Raw genomic sequence first — 15,663 nt, forward strand, 5'->3', positions numbered from 1 at the left:
CGATGCCGAAGACAACCAAGACTGCCGATAAGAACGCCAAGGCGGCGGCCAAGGCCCCAGCCGGGACGAAGAGGGCGCCGCGGAAGAAGGCCCCGGCCAAACCGGCCTACCGGACCGGCTACGTGGCCCTGATCGGGCGGCCGAACACGGGCAAATCGACGCTCCTCAACGCCCTGATCGGCCAGAAGGTGGCCATCGTCTCCGACAAGCCCCAGACGACGAGGATCAGCATCCTGGGCATCAAGACGACTGAAAAGGGCCAGATCATCTTCGTCGACAACCCGGGCATCCACAAGCCGCTCCACACCCTCAACAAGAGGATGATGAACTTCGTCTATTCGGCCCTGGAGACGTCCGACGTCGTCTGCCTGCTCGTCGACGCCGCGCAGAAGTTCGGCCACGGCGACGAGTACGTCCTGGAAACCCTGCGCAAGGTCAAGACCCCCGTCTTCCTGCTCATCAACAAGGTCGACGCCGTCCGCAAGGACACGATCCTGCCGATCATCGACCGCTACAAGGACCTCTTCCCCTTCCGCGAGATCATCCCCATCTCGGCCCTCAAGGGCGTCAACCTCGACGTCCTGGAGAAGCTCCTCTGGGACCTGCTGCCCGAGTCGCCCAAGCTCTACTCGGACGACGAAATCTCGGACCAGAACGAGCGCTTCCTCTTCGCCGAGATCATCAGGGAGAAGATCCTCAAGCACGTGACCCAGGAGCTGCCCTTCGTCACGGCCGTCTACATCGAGTCGATCGAGAAGAAGGAGCAGGCGGACTGGAAGAAGCCCGGGGAGACGCGCCCGGTGACCTACATCCGGGCCTCGATCTTCGTCGAGAAGGACAGCCACCGCATCATCATCGTCGGCCGGCACGGCTCGCTCATCAAGGATATCGGCATCGAGGCCCGCCAGGAGATCGCCGAGTACATCGGCCACAAGGTCTTCCTCGACCTCCAGGTCCGCGTCCGCGAGGGCTGGCGCGACTCCGAGGACGTCCTCGACCTCATCGAGGGCCAGAAGGGCTAAAATCGGGGACACCAAAAGGGGGACATGACCTTTTTCTCTTGAAAAAGGATCGTGTCCCCTTTTTGCGAAAACCGTGTCACGGAAAAATCGGGGCATGCCCCATCTCTCTTGAAATGGGATCGTGTCCCCCCTTTTCACGAAAACCGTGTCACGGAAAAGGTCCGTGTCCCTTATTTATCCCGATTTGCATTGTGTCTTCCCGTTCCCCCTCTTATTTGACTAGAATTTCCCGTAATGCGATAATCTATCGCCAACTCGGACGGTGAGTGTAGCTCAACGGTTAGAGCATCGGACTGTGGATCCGAAGGTTGGGGGTTCGATTCCCCTCACTCACCCTTGAGTTTTTCTTCCGATACCCGATTCATGCTGATGAGCATACCGAAAGGCTCGCGCCAGCTGACGTAGCTTTCGGTGGGCCGACACACGACCTTGTCTATGAGCACTGCCAGCAGGATTGCGCGCCTCCCATCAGTGTCAGCCGCGCTGTATTGAGCCTTGTCCCCCTTGAGCAGGTCTATCAGCACAACACCGGTGGTTTCCAACTAAGGGCATTCCATCCTACAGGCTGGATACGCGGTTTCCGTATCACTTAGTTATTACTCTGGTTCTCACTTTAGGGAGTTAGAGGGTCTTATGGAATTCTTATTCCATTCGCCGCCGACCGTTCCGGCTTCCTCGGGCAGCCACCAAAGCGATGGCGCGGCAAAGGCCGCACGAAGATTCCCTTCGGGAACCAGGAGGGGAGCAGCTCCCCTCCGGCCACCCCACGAAGAAAGACATCCCGTGGCCTCCGGCCACGCCGGGCCGCTGCCCGGACTTCGCAGGGGAATAATATTCATCCTCTGCACCACAGTCTCTTTCTAATGAACTTAGGAAATCGTACGCCGCGTATAAAAGTTTAAAAGAAACTCCTTGACGCGAACCGGAGAAGCGGGGAGAATTTTGCTATCTGCTGAAAGGAGAAGATTATGGGCATCACAGATAAGGTTAAGTGGGCTTGGGACGCCGTCGCAGTGCTGACTGCCCTCTTGGACAAGTGGCGTCCGCGCAACTGCGAGACCGAAAAAGAATATGAAACTTCCCTCTACAACTTCCTTCATAAAGAACTCGAAGACCGCCAAATCACTAAGCAATCCGGCAAGGGTCGTTTCCATGCCGACCTGGTCGTTGATGACCAGTTTATTATCGAAATCAAGCTCAACCTTAATACGACTGCGCAGTACCAGCGTCTCAAGGGCCAAGTGATGGAGTACAAAGAGTGGACAGGTAAGGTCATTTTGCTCTTGATAGGAAAGGCTGACCAAAATCTTAAAAAGGACCTAGCTTCGTTCCTGAAGAAAGAGGGTCTTCGCGATTCGTGGGACATGTCCGGCGATAAGGTCTTGGTTATATATAAATCGTAAAAGAAGGGAGCAGTGCGCCGCCTGAGGAGAGCGCCGACTTGAAAAAGCGAAGCGAAAGGGTGATGGGATGAACTTGTGGAAAAAGATTCTGGGACTCTCCTGGAAGTTTTGCCTTGTTGTTCTGGGACTCTATGGGCTATTGAAACTTTTTCGGGAGACAAGACTTTTTGTTCTGAATATTCCCGATTGGATTTTCTTCATATGGGCAATATTTTTATCGATAATACTGGTGATTACTGTTGATTTTGTGAACAAGAACCGAGGAACACCAGTGGACGATGCTGGGCTTAAAAAAGAAATCGAAGACTTGAAAAAGAGCTTGGAAGATACGAAAAGAGGGATTAATAATATTGAAATTGAATTTAGGGGAAAATTAAATGCCCAGGGTGAAACCATAGCTCGAATCCATAATGCACCGAAGGAATACCTTTTGGAATCAAGCAAGGAAGTCCTCTTCATCTTGGGAGTGCTTGCTAGAGTGGATTGTGAATACCTGAATAGAGGTGGCTTGCTGGTCAACTATGAACGACATTTCAAAGGGCAAGAACCGGATGAGTTTACTGCCGTTATACATGTTATGCGCGGTAATGGCCTAATCCGCTTTTATGCCGACAATGAGGAACAAATCGCAATCACAACCAAAGGCAGTGCCTACTATCTCAAGTATAAAGAGCGGCCGAAGAAAGAGAATAAATAGAGGAGACGACGATGACCGACGAGGAAAAACTTAAGGCTTTGGGTCTGCGTGTGTCCGGGCAGGAAAAGGCTCTGGGAGAAGGAACAAAGTCGGAATAGTTGACGTCAGCCGCTAAAATCCGGAAGTATCCAGAACTACATTTCTGGGAGCGTTATCTGGGCGACTATGGACCGGCCCTCTGCAGTGCTCAGTAGGGCGCATGGCCAGGCATGGCCCGTCACGGCGCGGCAGCCATCTGCCTGGCCTTGGGGCTACCAACCAATGGGGAGCGCGGCCTAGCAGCCCTGGGCCAGTGTCCTGAGCGCCTGCGCCTGGGTAGAGTGGCTCAAAAAGGTAACCAACTCCTTTACTGAGGCACCCTGCCTGTTTCTTCCCATACGAACAGCAACTTATGAGTTGATTCTGTGTCCGAAATCGGTTGTTTCAGAATGGGCTATCTTAATCAATATAGCTTCATTTTTGGAAAGAAATACGGAAAGCCCCTTATCGCTCGATACATGCCAGTTCAATACGCACTAAATAGGGCTGGGCGCCAGATAAAGTCCGCCGGCGATTCAGCAGCTGGATCCGCTCGAATGGCCACCGTTAGAACCGCCGTTATGTTGACATCGCAGCTTGGACGGGGATATAGTCCAGGAAAATATATTTTGGGAAATTAGGTGTTACGAAGAGTGAACATAATGCCTAATGCAGGCATATTTCTGGAAACCTCATCAATCGTCGAACGACCATAACACTCACACCGACCCATGATCCAATGTGAAGCACATTTTAAAGAGACCGAAAAGCTCGCCAGACAGATAATCCCAGCCGATCTTGCTAAATGGCTCCTTTATCATGGATATTATCCCGAGCAATACGTTTTGCCTCCGCCTTTTACGATACAAAAGTTTGATTTATGTTCGGAGCCCTATTTTAAGGTATCACCGAAGAAGAAGAGTAAGTTCATTCCCGATATATCGGTACTTGAGACTATAGCATTCCCAAAATCCCCTCTTACGGTGAGAGCTTTTGGAATCATTGAACCCCACATCTACCACGACCTTACTTTTCATATAAGCCGTGAATGGCCGACAATCCTCGACTGCATCTTTAACAATAACCTTCGAATCTATTCGTACAGCTTCCCCATACCAGTGACCAGGACGAAGCCCGGACGACTTGGGCGACTACGAGCAGGTCGGATGATTTATGAATTTATCGAGATGGCCGAGAATGACCTCGTAGGCGAAGCCCATAAATACAAGTATCTTTTTAAAACTGACGTTTCGAATTTCTATGCAACTATTTACACCCATAGCATAGCGTGGGCACTTCATGGTAAACAGCCCGCACGCGATGACCGTGGCTATTTCAGACTTCTGGGGTCCATAATTGACAAACTATTTCAGAGCGCAAACGATGGAAGGACAAATGGCATCGCTGTAGGCCCAGCGATTTGCGACCTCATTTCGGAGGTGGTACTGGCGGCCATCGACAGGCGTTGCTCAGAGATCCTCACCCAACATAATTTGGACTTCGTTGGAGCCAGATTCAAAGATGATTATCGTTTTCTATGCAGGTCAGAAGAAGATGTACAAATAATTGCCCGCGCGCTTCAGAAATCCCTCGGCGAATATAACCTTGCGATTAATGAGGGCAAGTCTGAAATCTCGAACCTTCCAGAAGGAATGTTCCGAGCATGGAAATCTTCCTACCAACATTGGTCTCTTAGGTACGAAAGAATCATCAATTATCGGTCCTTTGAAACTACTCTACTTTCTGTCCTGAGAATTGACGAACAGTATCCTGGTGGGGGAATTATTGACAGTTTCCTCAGTGAACTGACCACACGAAAATTTGGCCTTAAACTTGACCTTAACGAATCAGAAGCAAGAAAAGCCTATAGCCTCTTATTACTTCTCAAGCAGAGAAGAGCCAAGTCATTTCCTTCTATTCTTGCCATTGTCGAAGCCGTGCTCAACAATTACGGAAGCTATCATGTTTTTAGGGAGTATGTTGCCAATTCTCTCTCCGAGATGCTTGAACGATTATCAGGTGAGCCCGACGAAAACGAATACGACATTATTTGGACGTTCTACTTCTTGTCAGTGGTACTTGGCCGGGCCGACACCAAGTTGCCGTCTTCAACAAACCAAGTTGTCCGCTCAATTCTTACGGGTTCGCAATGCTTCCATGACGGTCAGAAGGATTCTGTTCTGTTTAAAATGATAACTCATCCTGCGCCAATGAATCACCTTCTCAAACATCTGGCCGTTTTCCATCGCAATAAGACTTCCGACGCGCAAGGCAATCCCGGCCAATGTTGACCCTGTCAGATTCTCTCTCCCTCTTTCTGATGTAACATACTTCGGATTGACAAGCCAAGGTCGTTGGCTGTGTATGCGAAGGTTGGGGCTTCGATTCCCCACACTCACCCTACTCTGAAACATGCCAAGCCAAGGCTGGTGTAGGGTGGAGTTTGCAATTCGGCATAGGAGGTAGGGCCATCGTAAACTCTCTTCAAACGGCAATCCGAAAGAGAGGAGACGTTTTACTACGATGGCCCAGCCGCATTATAAGTCACCCCTCGAAAAGGCGCTATTGCAGTTCATCACGGAACCGGATCCGTACCCGGCCATGCTCAAGTGGGTCATGACCGAGATGATGAGGATCGAGGCGGAAGCCAAGGTCGGAGCGGCCAAGGGGAAGCACAGCTCCGAGCGCGCGACCTACTTCTCCGGAGCTCGGGCCCGAAGGGTCGATACGAGGCTCGGGACGGTTTATCTTCCCGTCCCCAAGGTCCGGAAGGGCGGCTAGGTGCCGTTCTTCGTCTCGGAGCGGCGCCGGTCTGAACAAGCCCTGATCGCGGTCGTTCAGGAAGCCTTCGTCAACGGGGTTTCGACCCGGAAGATCGAGCGCCTGGCCGACGCGATGGGCATCGAGAACGTCTCGGCTTCTCAGGTCTCGGAGTTCAACAAGGAACTCGATGCCCAAGTCGGGGACTTCAAGGCTCGCCCTCTGGCCGAGGAGTATCCCTTCCTCTGGATCGACGCCCTCTATCAGAAGGTCCGTGTTGAAGGCCGGGTCGTCTCGGTGGCCGTTATGATCGCCTGTGGGGTCAATCCGGCCGGTTCTCCAGAGATCCTGGCTGAGGAGCCCATGTTCGACGAATCGGAGGACTCGTGGCGAGTCTTCTTCCGGAAGCTCAAAGCCCGGGGCATGAAGAGGACAGCCCTGGTTATCTCCGACGCCCACGCCGGGATCCAGGCCGCGGCGCGGAAGGAGTGGCTGGGTGCCTCTTGGCAGCGCTGCAAGGTCCACTTCATGCGGAACATCCTGGCCAAGGTGCCGCATCGTGAGAAGGCCCGCTTCGCGGCCCATCTGAAGCAGATCTGGCTCGAGCCTGATAAAAAGAGCGCTCGGCGAGCTGCCGGGGCTCTCATCGACGACTACGGGAAGCGCTTCCCCGAGGCCATCCACTGTCTCGAAGAGGGTCTCGAGGACTCGCTCTCGCTCTATGACTTCCCGGAGGTCGACAAGAAACGCATCTCCTCGACCAACGGCCAGGAGCGGCTGAACATGGAGATCCGCCGGCGGAGCCGAGTCGTCGGCGTCTTCCCCTCGGTCGAGAGCTACGTCCGGCTGACGATCTGCTATCTCATCGAATACTCGGAAGACTGGGCGAGTGAACGCAGTTACATCCGGGAGGACAAGGTCCTTGGATCCCTGGATAGGCTCCATGAACTGACGGCTCAAGCGGCTAACTGAAGTGAGTGAGCGATGGCCCCGAAGTTGGTAATATGAAAGCGCTGCTGCCTCGGAATGCGTAAGATAAGACGCAAGGAGGTGCAGCATGAACCGGTACTTTGGGTGTGATGCCCACAAGAGGTATTCGATTTTCACTTCTGTTGACGAGACTGGCAATGTCGGGCCGTACGTTAGAGTTGAGAACCAACGGTCTTTGTTTCGCGGGTATCTTAAGGAGATCCCGCCACGGTCTCAGATCGCTGTGGAGACCGTGGGCAACTGGTATTGGATGGTGGATGAGATGGAACAAGCCGGCCATATCCCGTTGCTGACGAACGCGGGGAAGGCCAAGGCCATGATGGGGCAGATCAACAAGACCGATAAGCTCGATGCTAAGGGACTGGCTCTCTTGCTCCGGAATGGGACGCTTCCTTCGATCTGGATCCCACCCGGAGAGCTCCGCGACCAACGGGAACTGCCTCGGACGAGGATGACGCTCGTTCGGATACGGACGATGCTCAAGAACAGGATTCATGCAACCCTGTCCAAGTATGCGATTGAGATCGATGAGGTCTGTGATGTGTTCGGGGTTACCGGACGCAGGCTCTTAGGGGAACGGATTCGGGAGCTTCCTCCCCAGACCCATCACTCCGTTGAGAAGCAGCTCGAGCTTCTCGATGATGTCGAAGACCAGATTAAAGAGAGCGAACGACAGATCAAAGCGGTTGTTCAAGAGACTCCGGCGATCCAGCTTCTCATGTCGCTTCCCGGTGTGGGGATGATCTTGGCCATCGTGATCGCTATGGAAGTCGGAGATGTGGCCAGGTTTTGCGGGCCCGATAGGCTGGCCAGTTATGCCGGCACAGTCCCGCGAGTTAAAGCAAGCGGGGGTAAGGTCTTCCTCGGCCGGGTGAGACCCGACGTCAATCGTTATCTCAAGTGGGCCTATATCGAGGCGGCTAACACCATCGTCCTCTTCCACAAGCGTTGGACCGGCCGCCACGTCATCAGCCTTTATATGAGACTTCGGGAAAAGAGAGGCCATGCCAAGGCTGTTCGTCGCCGTGGCCAGACATCTCGCCGAAGCGACCTACTGGGTCCTGAAAAAAGGAGAGTCCTATAGAGAAAGAAACTTAGGAAGGCCTGTTTTCGTCCACCCGGGAGCAAGCGCGATAGTTCGCATGAGCCGATGAGTCTCGTAAATTGGATGCGACACTCACCGGGGGAGATGCTCATGCCGTTAAGACGGCGCATACATGCATCTGACGAAACGGGCTAAGAGCTCTGGACGAAACGAGTGCCTTTAAAAAGGAGGCAAGATAAAGAAAGTAACTCCCCGTTGACGCAGCGCTTTCATACATGCGAACATCAGTTGACACGGCCGTGGCTAGAGCCCAATGTTCCTTCTCTTGTGCCTTCAGGACGTAATCCACATAGCCTATGGTTAAAAGAATGCCCAGCAGGGTTGTGGTCAGGTTTATGAACAATCCGCGCCAAGGAACCAAGATGGCCAAGACAAACGCGGCCGCAACCATGAGAGCAAGGGGCTTGATGAGTTTCTTCCATAAAGAATGGGGGAACATTTTTATGGGCATCCCTTGCCTCCTCCCACTGAGACTCCCTTGCCCCTCCGAGCGCCTATCTCTACGAGGCGCGATCATCCGCCTTCACCGGCGTAAAAAGAAGCATCCGAGTCCAACAAAAAGCAGAATGATCCCGATCCCAACGATAGGTTTATATGGAATGTATGCCACGCGGTCCTGCATAACCCACACATCCTTCATCTCGTTCTTCTTAAGCTCCTCCAACAACTCCTCAATCTTCGACAAGTCTCGTATCTGCTCTTCATCAAGTAGGGCTTTAAGCGGATACGCATCTTCTAATTCTTGCAGAATTTCCCTCTCTCTCTTTTCTCCTTTCAAGGCTGAGATATACTCGTCATACGAAAGGTCAGAAAATTTCTTTTTCCAGTAATTGTATGAATCTCGATTTGGTTCCATTTTAAAAAACGTCCTCGGACTAGCCGCGTAAGATCCCCGGACCAAAGGCGCACGTAGATATAGAATAAGATTACTTATTCTATCTCTGGGTATTGTTAGTTCATTAAGAATCCCAATTTCTTTGGAATTGAGTTTTCGCTCAACCTTCCTGATATGAAAGGCCAGCTTGATTTTTCCGTTTTCTTGAAAGAAATAGGTTGATAATGGCAGTCCAACACCGACCAGAATTATGAGCAGTCCGAGCCTTTTCTTGCCAGTCATCATACCCTCCTCGCCAACTCTAGCTAACTTTTATCCTAACAAAACAGGCACAACCTATGCAATCCACTTTTCCGCCGCCTCTGCTGGTCGATCTCGGGCCGAGTAAGGATTTGTGTCCAGAGGCGTGGTAATTTACGAGCGGATCGGCGCATAGATTTACGAGTTGGGCCAGCGGTCTTGGGCCGGCTTGAAGGTTCTCCGCAGGCCGGTGTTGTAGCATCCTTCTCTTTCATCTTCGAGACGGAGAGGAGAGAGGGATGGCGCAGAAGAGACTCACCCTCGACGAGGCGGACTTCATTATGAAGCTGGACGAAGTAGGATTTTCCAACTCGGAGATCGCCCGTAAGCTCGGGGTGACGGAAGGAGCGATTCGGTACCGGATCAAGCGTCAAGCTTCCAGGGAGCCCGACGGCGGACGAGTAAGCCCTCGGATCTCGATCCCTTCCGGGAGTGGATCGGAGCCTGGATCGCGGATTATGAGGACAGCCGGCGCCGGCCGACACTTCGGCTCCTGGAGCAGATGCTGAGGGAGCATCACGGCTACCGGCGCTCCTATGACGCCCTACGGCGCTATGTCCGGAAGCGCTTCCCGGAGTTCTGGAAGAAGGGGGCCCGGGTGAGGCTGGAGACGCCGCCCGGCAAGCTTCTGTTCGTCGACTGGAAGGAAGACATCCAGGTCCAGCTCGGCGCGGCGGGCGCCTGGGCGCTGGTGCAGGCGCTGTGCTTCGTGCTGGGCTTCAGCCGGAAGACCGTGGTCTGGTTTTCGTTCCATAAGGACCTTTCGAGCTTCCTCACGGGTCATCAGGCGGCGTTCCGCGAGTACGGAGGACTGCCGGAGGCCATCCGCCCCGACTGTCTCCGTTCGGCAGTCCGGGTCTGGCGCGGCGCGGCTTCGGCCTTGAACGAACGCTACCGCAAGTACCTCGAGCCTCTTGGCGTGATCGTGCTCCCGGCCAGGCCCGGGGCTCCCGAGGATAAGGGCAAGATCGAGAAGCGGATCCTGGATCTGTTCTCGCTGCTGGATCTTCGCCATCGCGTTTATCGGGATCTGGATGATCTCCAAGCCCGGGCTGGTATGGTGCTGGCGGAGTCGGAGAGCACTTGGCGTTCCGGCGCGACGGGCTTCTCGGTCGTCCGGAGCTTCGAGTACGAGACGGCCTATCTCCGGCCGCTGCCGGCGCACTTTCCGGCGCTTCCGGTCAAGGAGTCGCGGACCCGGGCCCGCCGAGACGGCACGGTCTTCTTTGACGGCAACTGGTACCAAGTCCCGGGTCTGTACCGTGACCGGGCGGTTCTCTGCCGGCACACGGGCCACGAGATCCTCATCGATCACGAGGGCGCGGAGATCGGCCGGTTCGCAGCTCTGCCCCAAGCCCGGGGCATGGTCCGCCTCTCTGTCCAGGCGCTCGAGGACCCCGCCGTCCATCTGAGCGAGAGGGTCAGGATGTGGGGCCTCGAAGTAGCCCGGCGCCAGGTCCAGATCTATCACGAGGTGAGCCGATGAAGCTTCAGGCGATCGAGCGGAACATGGAGATGCTGAAGCTGGTGCATACCCGGGGCTGTGTGGCCGAGCTTCTCGAGGAGGCCTCGCGGGAGAAGCGCGGCCCCTTGGAGTTTTTCGACAGGCTCCTGGCGATGGAGGTGGAAGCCAGGGAAGAGCGACGCATCGCCGCCTCGCTCAAGGTCTCGGGCCTGCCGCGGGGGATGCGCCTCGAGTCGTTCGACTATCTCTTCCAGCCGGCAGTCGAGAAGGCCCGAGTGGAGTTCCTGGGGACGAGCGACTATATCCGGCGGGCGGAGAACGTCCTGCTGTTCGGGCCGCCGGGCGTGCGCAAGTCGCATCTGGCGGTCGGGCTGGGCGTCCGGGCCGTCGAGCACGGCTTCAGCGTCATCTACTACACCGTCGAGGAACTTCTCCAGCAGCTGAAGCGCCGAGCCGAGATCCCCGTGGCCAAGCAGCGGGGTCGGGCCTATGTTAAGTGCAGCCTGGTCGTGGTCGACGAGCTCGGCTATCAGACGCTCGACCGGACGGAAACGCATCTGTTCTTCCAGTTCATCTCGGTCCGGTACATGAAGGGCTCGACGATCATCACCTCGAACCGCTCGGTCAAGGACTGGGTCCAGATCTTCGCCGGTGACGAGATGGCCGCGACCGCCATCCTGGACCGCCTCTTCCACAAGGCCCACATCTTCAACATCGACGGGCACAGCTACCGGCTGAAGGACTTCAACCAGGCTTTGAAGGGAGCGCCCCTGGAATGAGCTGGTTCCAGTGCCCCCAAGGCCTCGTAAAAGTAAGCGCCGATTTACCTCGTAAATCTACACGCCGATTGACAATACTTTAATAAAAAAAGAATGATGGTAAGTGACTGTCCCGCCTGATGTTACGGCGACTCGGCAGGGTCAGTCATGGAGTTATTAATGATCAGAGGCAGGGGCCTGGGAGTAGCGGGCTGGGAACGGGAGTGCGTGCCCCATAGGCGGATTCAACACCGCCTCGATTACCGCCCGTTTCTTGCTATCGGATTCTCTCCACACACAGTTCCCCGCTCGGATCGCGTTCCCAAGTTCCGGCAGGATGGTCAGCTGAAACCAGCAGTATTGTTTTCCTATTGCTCTTTGCTGACTAGTATTACCTCAAACTCAAGAAGAACCCTATTAGCATCAAAAGAATTGCGAGGATTGGTAAGTCCCCTACTACCCTGCGACGCCACTTAGCACGGTTTTCCATGAGCTTCCAGAACACAGGGTCCTTTTGCATCCTGTTAACAATCTCAAGTTCTTTCGCTCTGGCTTCGAAATCAAACAGCTTCTTTCCTCCCGTCAGTTTATAGAAGAATCTCTGCTCCGGAGGCAGTCCTTTCCAATCGCTGACATACTTTCCCCAAAACACGTTGACGCTCAGCAGGATTGATCCAGCAGTTAAGCAGAGTAGTCCTATGTTCTGACGCAATTACTTTTCCTTATTATGCGTCAGCAGTGCTACCGCAACTGGCATTTCGTCTTTTGCCAGTTCTATTAGAGGATTACCTATTCCTTCTTTTCTATTACCTTCTCTCATCTTCACCAAGAGAAGTTGGCACATAGTTTTTGCCTTCCCGTCTGGCATTTCGCCAATTATTTTTTCGATATACTTGGTCTCCGATACAGGATAGAACAGTTGTATTAGCAGAGTGGTAAGATCATCTTCCATCTTCTTGATCTCGCCAATACTAACCAGTATACGTCTTGTCTCGCCGACACTCATTCCGCTCAACTTTTCTATCGAAGCCTGTATTTCATTCGTGGCCTTCTCTCTATATTCGTAAAACTGGCTCTTCTCGAAATCTAGCCGGGCCTTTTCTTCTCCCATCTTTGAAAATGATTTTATTTTGTCCGGGTCATAAACTGAGAGAAGGGCGCAAGCGCGGTCAAAATCTCCTTTAAGGTTTCCGATCTTAGACCTCTGATGAAAGTAAATGACAATAAGGCCGATAAGATAGAGGATCGGAAAGACGATATTACCGAGTATGACTGATAAACTCATCTAGCTACCTCCCCTAATGAGAATCCCACGCCTCCCGAAACGTCTATCTAAGTGAGTCACGATTAATGACCGATCCACTCTATTCCATAACCTCCGGTGTCCACTGCATGATCGGCTTCATCGCCAAATAACGTGCTTCACCTCTCAGGTCTGGCCTATGCGCGTTATCAGTAAGCAATTCAAAAGCCCCTTTTGGGCAAAGCATAAAGCAGAACCTAGGCATCATTCTAGAAAACAATCGCGCATACCCCTTGAGGTGCTTCTTGTTCCAAAACATCAACACCTCTGTGTCCTCGCTAAGCGACTTTGCCTTCATTGCTTCGCAAAGGTTCTTAAAGTCGAGCTTGTGGCAAATGAACCCTTCAACTTGCTGTGGCATCTTTGAACATTCGAACGTAACTGCCGCGTACGGCATGGTCCTGTTCGGGGCGTGGACTCTGCCGCTCTTAATCTCTGCCATCGGTGTACAGTCCTTTACTCTACACGCATCTCCCTCTATTACTTGCCAGTCGATATCTCTAAGCATTGTTGTTTGACCAGCCATTTCAATCCTCCCTTGTGAGGCTTCGACGCCTCTTCGAGCATCTATTTCTACGAGGCGTGATCCTAAAGAAGAGAAAGCGGGTCTTGGTGAACTAGCTGATCTGCGTGCTTGCCTTTGCTTTTAAGATCTCCTCGGCTTCCTTCAGGCCCGGCGCGAGAATACGCAACCGATCATTCCCGTCATTGTCTACAACTGATAAAATCCTCTGCACTGCCATTCGCGCGTTATCTGGCGTGAACTGATTTCGCGTGATGGTATCAATGAGGTCTTGTTTAGATAATCTCCGCGGATGATAGTGAGCCAAAGCCAAGAGCGCTACGTCTCTTGCAGTCTTCTTTCTGAGGTGGAAATAGACGCGGCCATCAATTTCTTCTATAGAGGGATACTTCTTAGCAGTCAGAGAATCAACTAGTGCTTTTGCCTCTTCGGTATGCATGACGCCCTTTTGGGAAAGGCGCATCAACTCAGCAAGAACCCACGAGCATGTAGGCACTGCGACACCAGCGTCCATTTCGTTCGGATCAATGTCCCCGGGATCATGTCGGCCTCCACGGTTACTTGCAATATCATAAATGAACCGGCAGGCTCGGGGGGTCAAGACTCTAATACTGTCGTCGTACGTTCCACGAGGTAGGTTCTCTAGCCCATTAATGATCGTATCCGCACTAAATCCTCTTCCTGAGGGCAGGGTGTTTCCTACATGAATACATAGGGCCTTCAATACGGCCTCGACAAACTTCCCTACTTTAAAGAGACAGTTTTCCCACCTGCCAGCCTGGAACTCACTAACAAGAATGGTATAGTGGCGAAACGCGGCCGAAATGTTTTTCTTGGGAAAATGGGGAACTAGGAGCTCTTGTATACGTATCTTAGCCATTGGCCTTAGGGAATATCTTTTTCCAATTTGGCCGCAGGAAGTAGACGCCCTTTTTCTTGGAATTGACCCAATCGTTTTCTATTGCCCGCCCAGGGTAACTGGGATGAAACGCCATGCCCAATAGGGTGGCCGACTTCATTTTGCTCCACTGTTTTTCAATGTCCTTGGAAGCGACCTCCGCCTTTTCATCACCCTTTGCGAGGTAGCTAAGAAGAAGGGCGAACTTTGCTGGACCGCCCATTCCTTTGGCGTAACTCTTGATGAACGCTCGTATCGGCTTGCCAAAATCGGGACTCAGTTCCTTCGGTTTCTGATCATGGGGTACATTTCTTTTTGTTGAGCGGTGCGCTGGCGCCGAGTCCTCCACGCTCTTGAGACACTTATCAGCAAGAGCCTTGATCTGCTGGAGATAAGATACAAACTCGTCTTTATCCATATATTCACTTCCTCCTAACAAATACGTTTCGTCCGCCTTCCTTTAGTAACACGAGTGGACCTCGACGTGTTGAAAGTCCCTTAAGGGCCATATCAACAGCCTGTCTGCTCCAATGGTAACCATTCTTGGTAAGAGCATCCCAGACTTCACCGAGTTTTCTTTTTTCGCTGAAAAATCCCTTGGAAATAAGGAAGCGTACTCCCCCCGTGGCTCCACTATAGCTCTCCGCTTTCTTATCGGGATTCGGCTTCGCTTTCCTAACGAATACTGCGTCTTCAAGACGAGCTATCCGCGCCTCAAGAGCCTTTATTGCTTCGTCTGACATCCCCAGGCACCTCCTTAGAGATGAACTATTGATGAAAGCGTACTGCTAACTTATTGTTAATTCAAGCCTTTTTTGGCTCTCCCCGCCCGTATGCTGGTAGAACAGAGGCAGGGCTGGTATTAGGGGTGGTTCGCCAATAGCCAGCCTCGGCGCTGGCGGCATGTAGTTAACGAATTATCTCACCCATCATGGACATTATTTCTTCAGAATATATGCCAAAAAGGAACTCTTCAATTTCCCGGTCGGTCAGGTTGGCACTCTCAGGGTCGTTTCTCGTCTTGACCCAAGCAGCACGGTAAGTTTCCGTCTTTTTAAATAGCTCGAATTGGGCTTTGCGAAATTTGTTGAACGCCCGCCTGCTACCCCGCCATTCCTTTATAATCTCCCCCTTGCTAACCCAGAGTATCCAATAGCTCGAATATTCGGAGGCATACCCCATCATCACTCGCTTAACTAATTTGCCCGTTGGCACAATGATGTGGCCGCTAAACCATTCGGCAAAGACTTCACGTTGTCCTGGGAATATTTCACTCAGGACGGAACGCCACCTATTCTCTTCCGGCCCCTCCATTGAGGCGAGAATTCGAATATCGGTAATGACAAGTTTCTTATTCTTGAACTCCCAAGATGCAACATATCCGCGCCATAAGCCGGTCGAATGAATCCGAGATCTCGGGCGGCTGTCGGGATGCTGTTCGAGGTAACGCTCAAGAGGATTAGTTTGGATTTTGTACTTCTTTCCCTCGTGAGTTAGTATGTCGCCTTGCTGCGCAGTCCCAAAAACGAACTGACCGCAGATCCCCACGAATAACAGAAGTGTGAGTAGAATGCGCCGCACGTTAC

Annotated in this window: 16 protein-coding genes, 1 tRNA gene and 2 pseudogenes; 9 read left to right on the forward strand and 10 right to left on the reverse strand. The window is 52.8% G+C overall.

From position 1 onward, the window contains the following. Positions 1–2 precede the first annotated feature (2 nt). Positions 3–1,022, forward strand: a complete 1,020-nt coding sequence (gene era / locus ABFD52_05405) for a GTPase Era (protein MEN6560193.1) — start codon at positions 3–5, stop codon at positions 1,020–1,022. A 262-nt stretch (positions 1,023–1,284) separates the two neighbouring features. Further along, positions 1,285–1,357: transfer RNA gene (locus ABFD52_05410), tRNA-His, on the forward strand. On the opposite strand, the gene ABFD52_05415 is transcribed toward ABFD52_05410, so the two are convergent. Next, positions 1,349–1,564: a hypothetical protein gene (locus ABFD52_05415; protein ID MEN6560194.1), complete on the reverse strand. Its 216-nt coding sequence runs from the start codon at positions 1,562–1,564 to the stop codon at positions 1,349–1,351. The genes ABFD52_05410 and ABFD52_05415 overlap by 9 nt on opposite strands. A gap of 426 nt (positions 1,565–1,990) precedes the next feature. Between ABFD52_05415 and ABFD52_05420 the strand changes: the two genes are divergently transcribed. The 5 genes and pseudogenes from ABFD52_05420 (at position 1,991) to ABFD52_05440 (ending at position 7,974) form a co-directional block, all read left to right on the forward strand. Continuing rightward, positions 1,991–2,425: a hypothetical protein gene (locus ABFD52_05420; GenBank protein ID MEN6560195.1), complete on the forward strand. Its 435-nt coding sequence runs from the start codon at positions 1,991–1,993 to the stop codon at positions 2,423–2,425. 67 nt (positions 2,426–2,492) lie between these two features. Further along, entirely contained in the window at positions 2,493–3,122 is a 630-nt protein-coding gene (locus tag ABFD52_05425) for a hypothetical protein (protein MEN6560196.1), read from the forward strand. 749 nt (positions 3,123–3,871) lie between these two features. After that, the gene (locus ABFD52_05430; protein MEN6560197.1) at positions 3,872–5,431 is read left to right on the forward strand and encodes an RNA-directed DNA polymerase; all 1,560 of its coding nucleotides are present in this window, start codon (positions 3,872–3,874) and stop codon (positions 5,429–5,431) included. A 232-nt stretch (positions 5,432–5,663) separates the two neighbouring features. Beyond that, a pseudogene (locus ABFD52_05435) lies at positions 5,664–6,872 on the forward strand (IS256 family transposase). An 85-nt stretch (positions 6,873–6,957) separates the two neighbouring features. Further along, the gene (locus tag ABFD52_05440) at positions 6,958–7,974 is read left to right on the forward strand and encodes an IS110 family transposase (GenBank protein MEN6560198.1); all 1,017 of its coding nucleotides are present in this window, start codon (positions 6,958–6,960) and stop codon (positions 7,972–7,974) included. Positions 7,975–8,083: 109 nt separating this feature from the next. On the opposite strand, the gene ABFD52_05445 is transcribed toward ABFD52_05440, so the two are convergent. Together ABFD52_05445 and ABFD52_05450 are read right to left on the reverse strand one after the other, a co-directional pair. Further along, the gene (locus tag ABFD52_05445; GenBank protein MEN6560199.1) at positions 8,084–8,446 is read right to left on the reverse strand and encodes a hypothetical protein; all 363 of its coding nucleotides are present in this window, start codon (positions 8,444–8,446) and stop codon (positions 8,084–8,086) included. A 72-nt stretch (positions 8,447–8,518) separates the two neighbouring features. After that, the gene (locus tag ABFD52_05450) at positions 8,519–9,112 is read right to left on the reverse strand and encodes a hypothetical protein (GenBank protein MEN6560200.1); all 594 of its coding nucleotides are present in this window, start codon (positions 9,110–9,112) and stop codon (positions 8,519–8,521) included. A gap of 409 nt (positions 9,113–9,521) precedes the next feature. Between ABFD52_05450 and istA the strand changes: the two are divergent. Next, a pseudogene (gene istA, locus ABFD52_05455) lies at positions 9,522–10,616 on the forward strand (IS21 family transposase). Further along, a complete protein-coding gene (gene istB, locus ABFD52_05460; protein MEN6560201.1) occupies positions 10,613–11,374 on the forward strand; it encodes an IS21-like element helper ATPase IstB in 762 nt (253 codons plus the stop codon). The pseudogene istA and the gene istB overlap by 4 nt, the downstream one beginning before the upstream one ends. A 370-nt stretch (positions 11,375–11,744) precedes the next feature. Here the strand turns inward: istB and ABFD52_05465 are convergent, their stop codons facing one another. From ABFD52_05465 to ABFD52_05495, 7 genes are all read right to left on the reverse strand, one after another. After that, on the reverse strand, positions 11,745–12,065 hold the full coding sequence (locus ABFD52_05465) for a hypothetical protein (GenBank protein MEN6560202.1): 321 nt from the start codon (positions 12,063–12,065) through the stop codon (positions 11,745–11,747). After that, positions 12,066–12,638 (reverse strand): hypothetical protein, encoded by a 573-nt coding sequence (locus ABFD52_05470; GenBank protein ID MEN6560203.1) that lies wholly within the window; start codon positions 12,636–12,638, stop codon positions 12,066–12,068. Positions 12,639–12,717: 79 nt separating this feature from the next. Then, the gene (locus tag ABFD52_05475) at positions 12,718–13,182 is read right to left on the reverse strand and encodes a hypothetical protein (protein ID MEN6560204.1); all 465 of its coding nucleotides are present in this window, start codon (positions 13,180–13,182) and stop codon (positions 12,718–12,720) included. A 91-nt stretch (positions 13,183–13,273) separates the two neighbouring features. Then, a complete protein-coding gene (locus ABFD52_05480; protein ID MEN6560205.1) occupies positions 13,274–13,618 on the reverse strand; it encodes a hypothetical protein in 345 nt (114 codons plus the stop codon). 433 nt (positions 13,619–14,051) lie between these two features. Then, positions 14,052–14,495 carry a hypothetical protein gene (locus tag ABFD52_05485; GenBank protein MEN6560206.1) on the reverse strand — a complete coding sequence of 148 codons (444 nt, stop codon included), beginning with the start codon at positions 14,493–14,495 and terminating at the stop codon, positions 14,052–14,054. 4 nt (positions 14,496–14,499) lie between these two features. Beyond that, positions 14,500–14,820, reverse strand: coding sequence for a hypothetical protein (locus tag ABFD52_05490; protein MEN6560207.1), 321 nt, complete (start codon positions 14,818–14,820; stop codon positions 14,500–14,502). Between the two features lie 166 nt (positions 14,821–14,986). Continuing rightward, positions 14,987–15,658 (reverse strand): hypothetical protein, encoded by a 672-nt coding sequence (locus ABFD52_05495; GenBank protein MEN6560208.1) that lies wholly within the window; start codon positions 15,656–15,658, stop codon positions 14,987–14,989. Between the last annotated feature and the right edge of the window lie 5 nt (positions 15,659–15,663).

The organism is Acidobacteriota bacterium (assembly GCA_039683095.1).
GTDB lineage: Bacteria > Acidobacteriota > Aminicenantia > Aminicenantales > Saccharicenantaceae > RBG-16-66-30.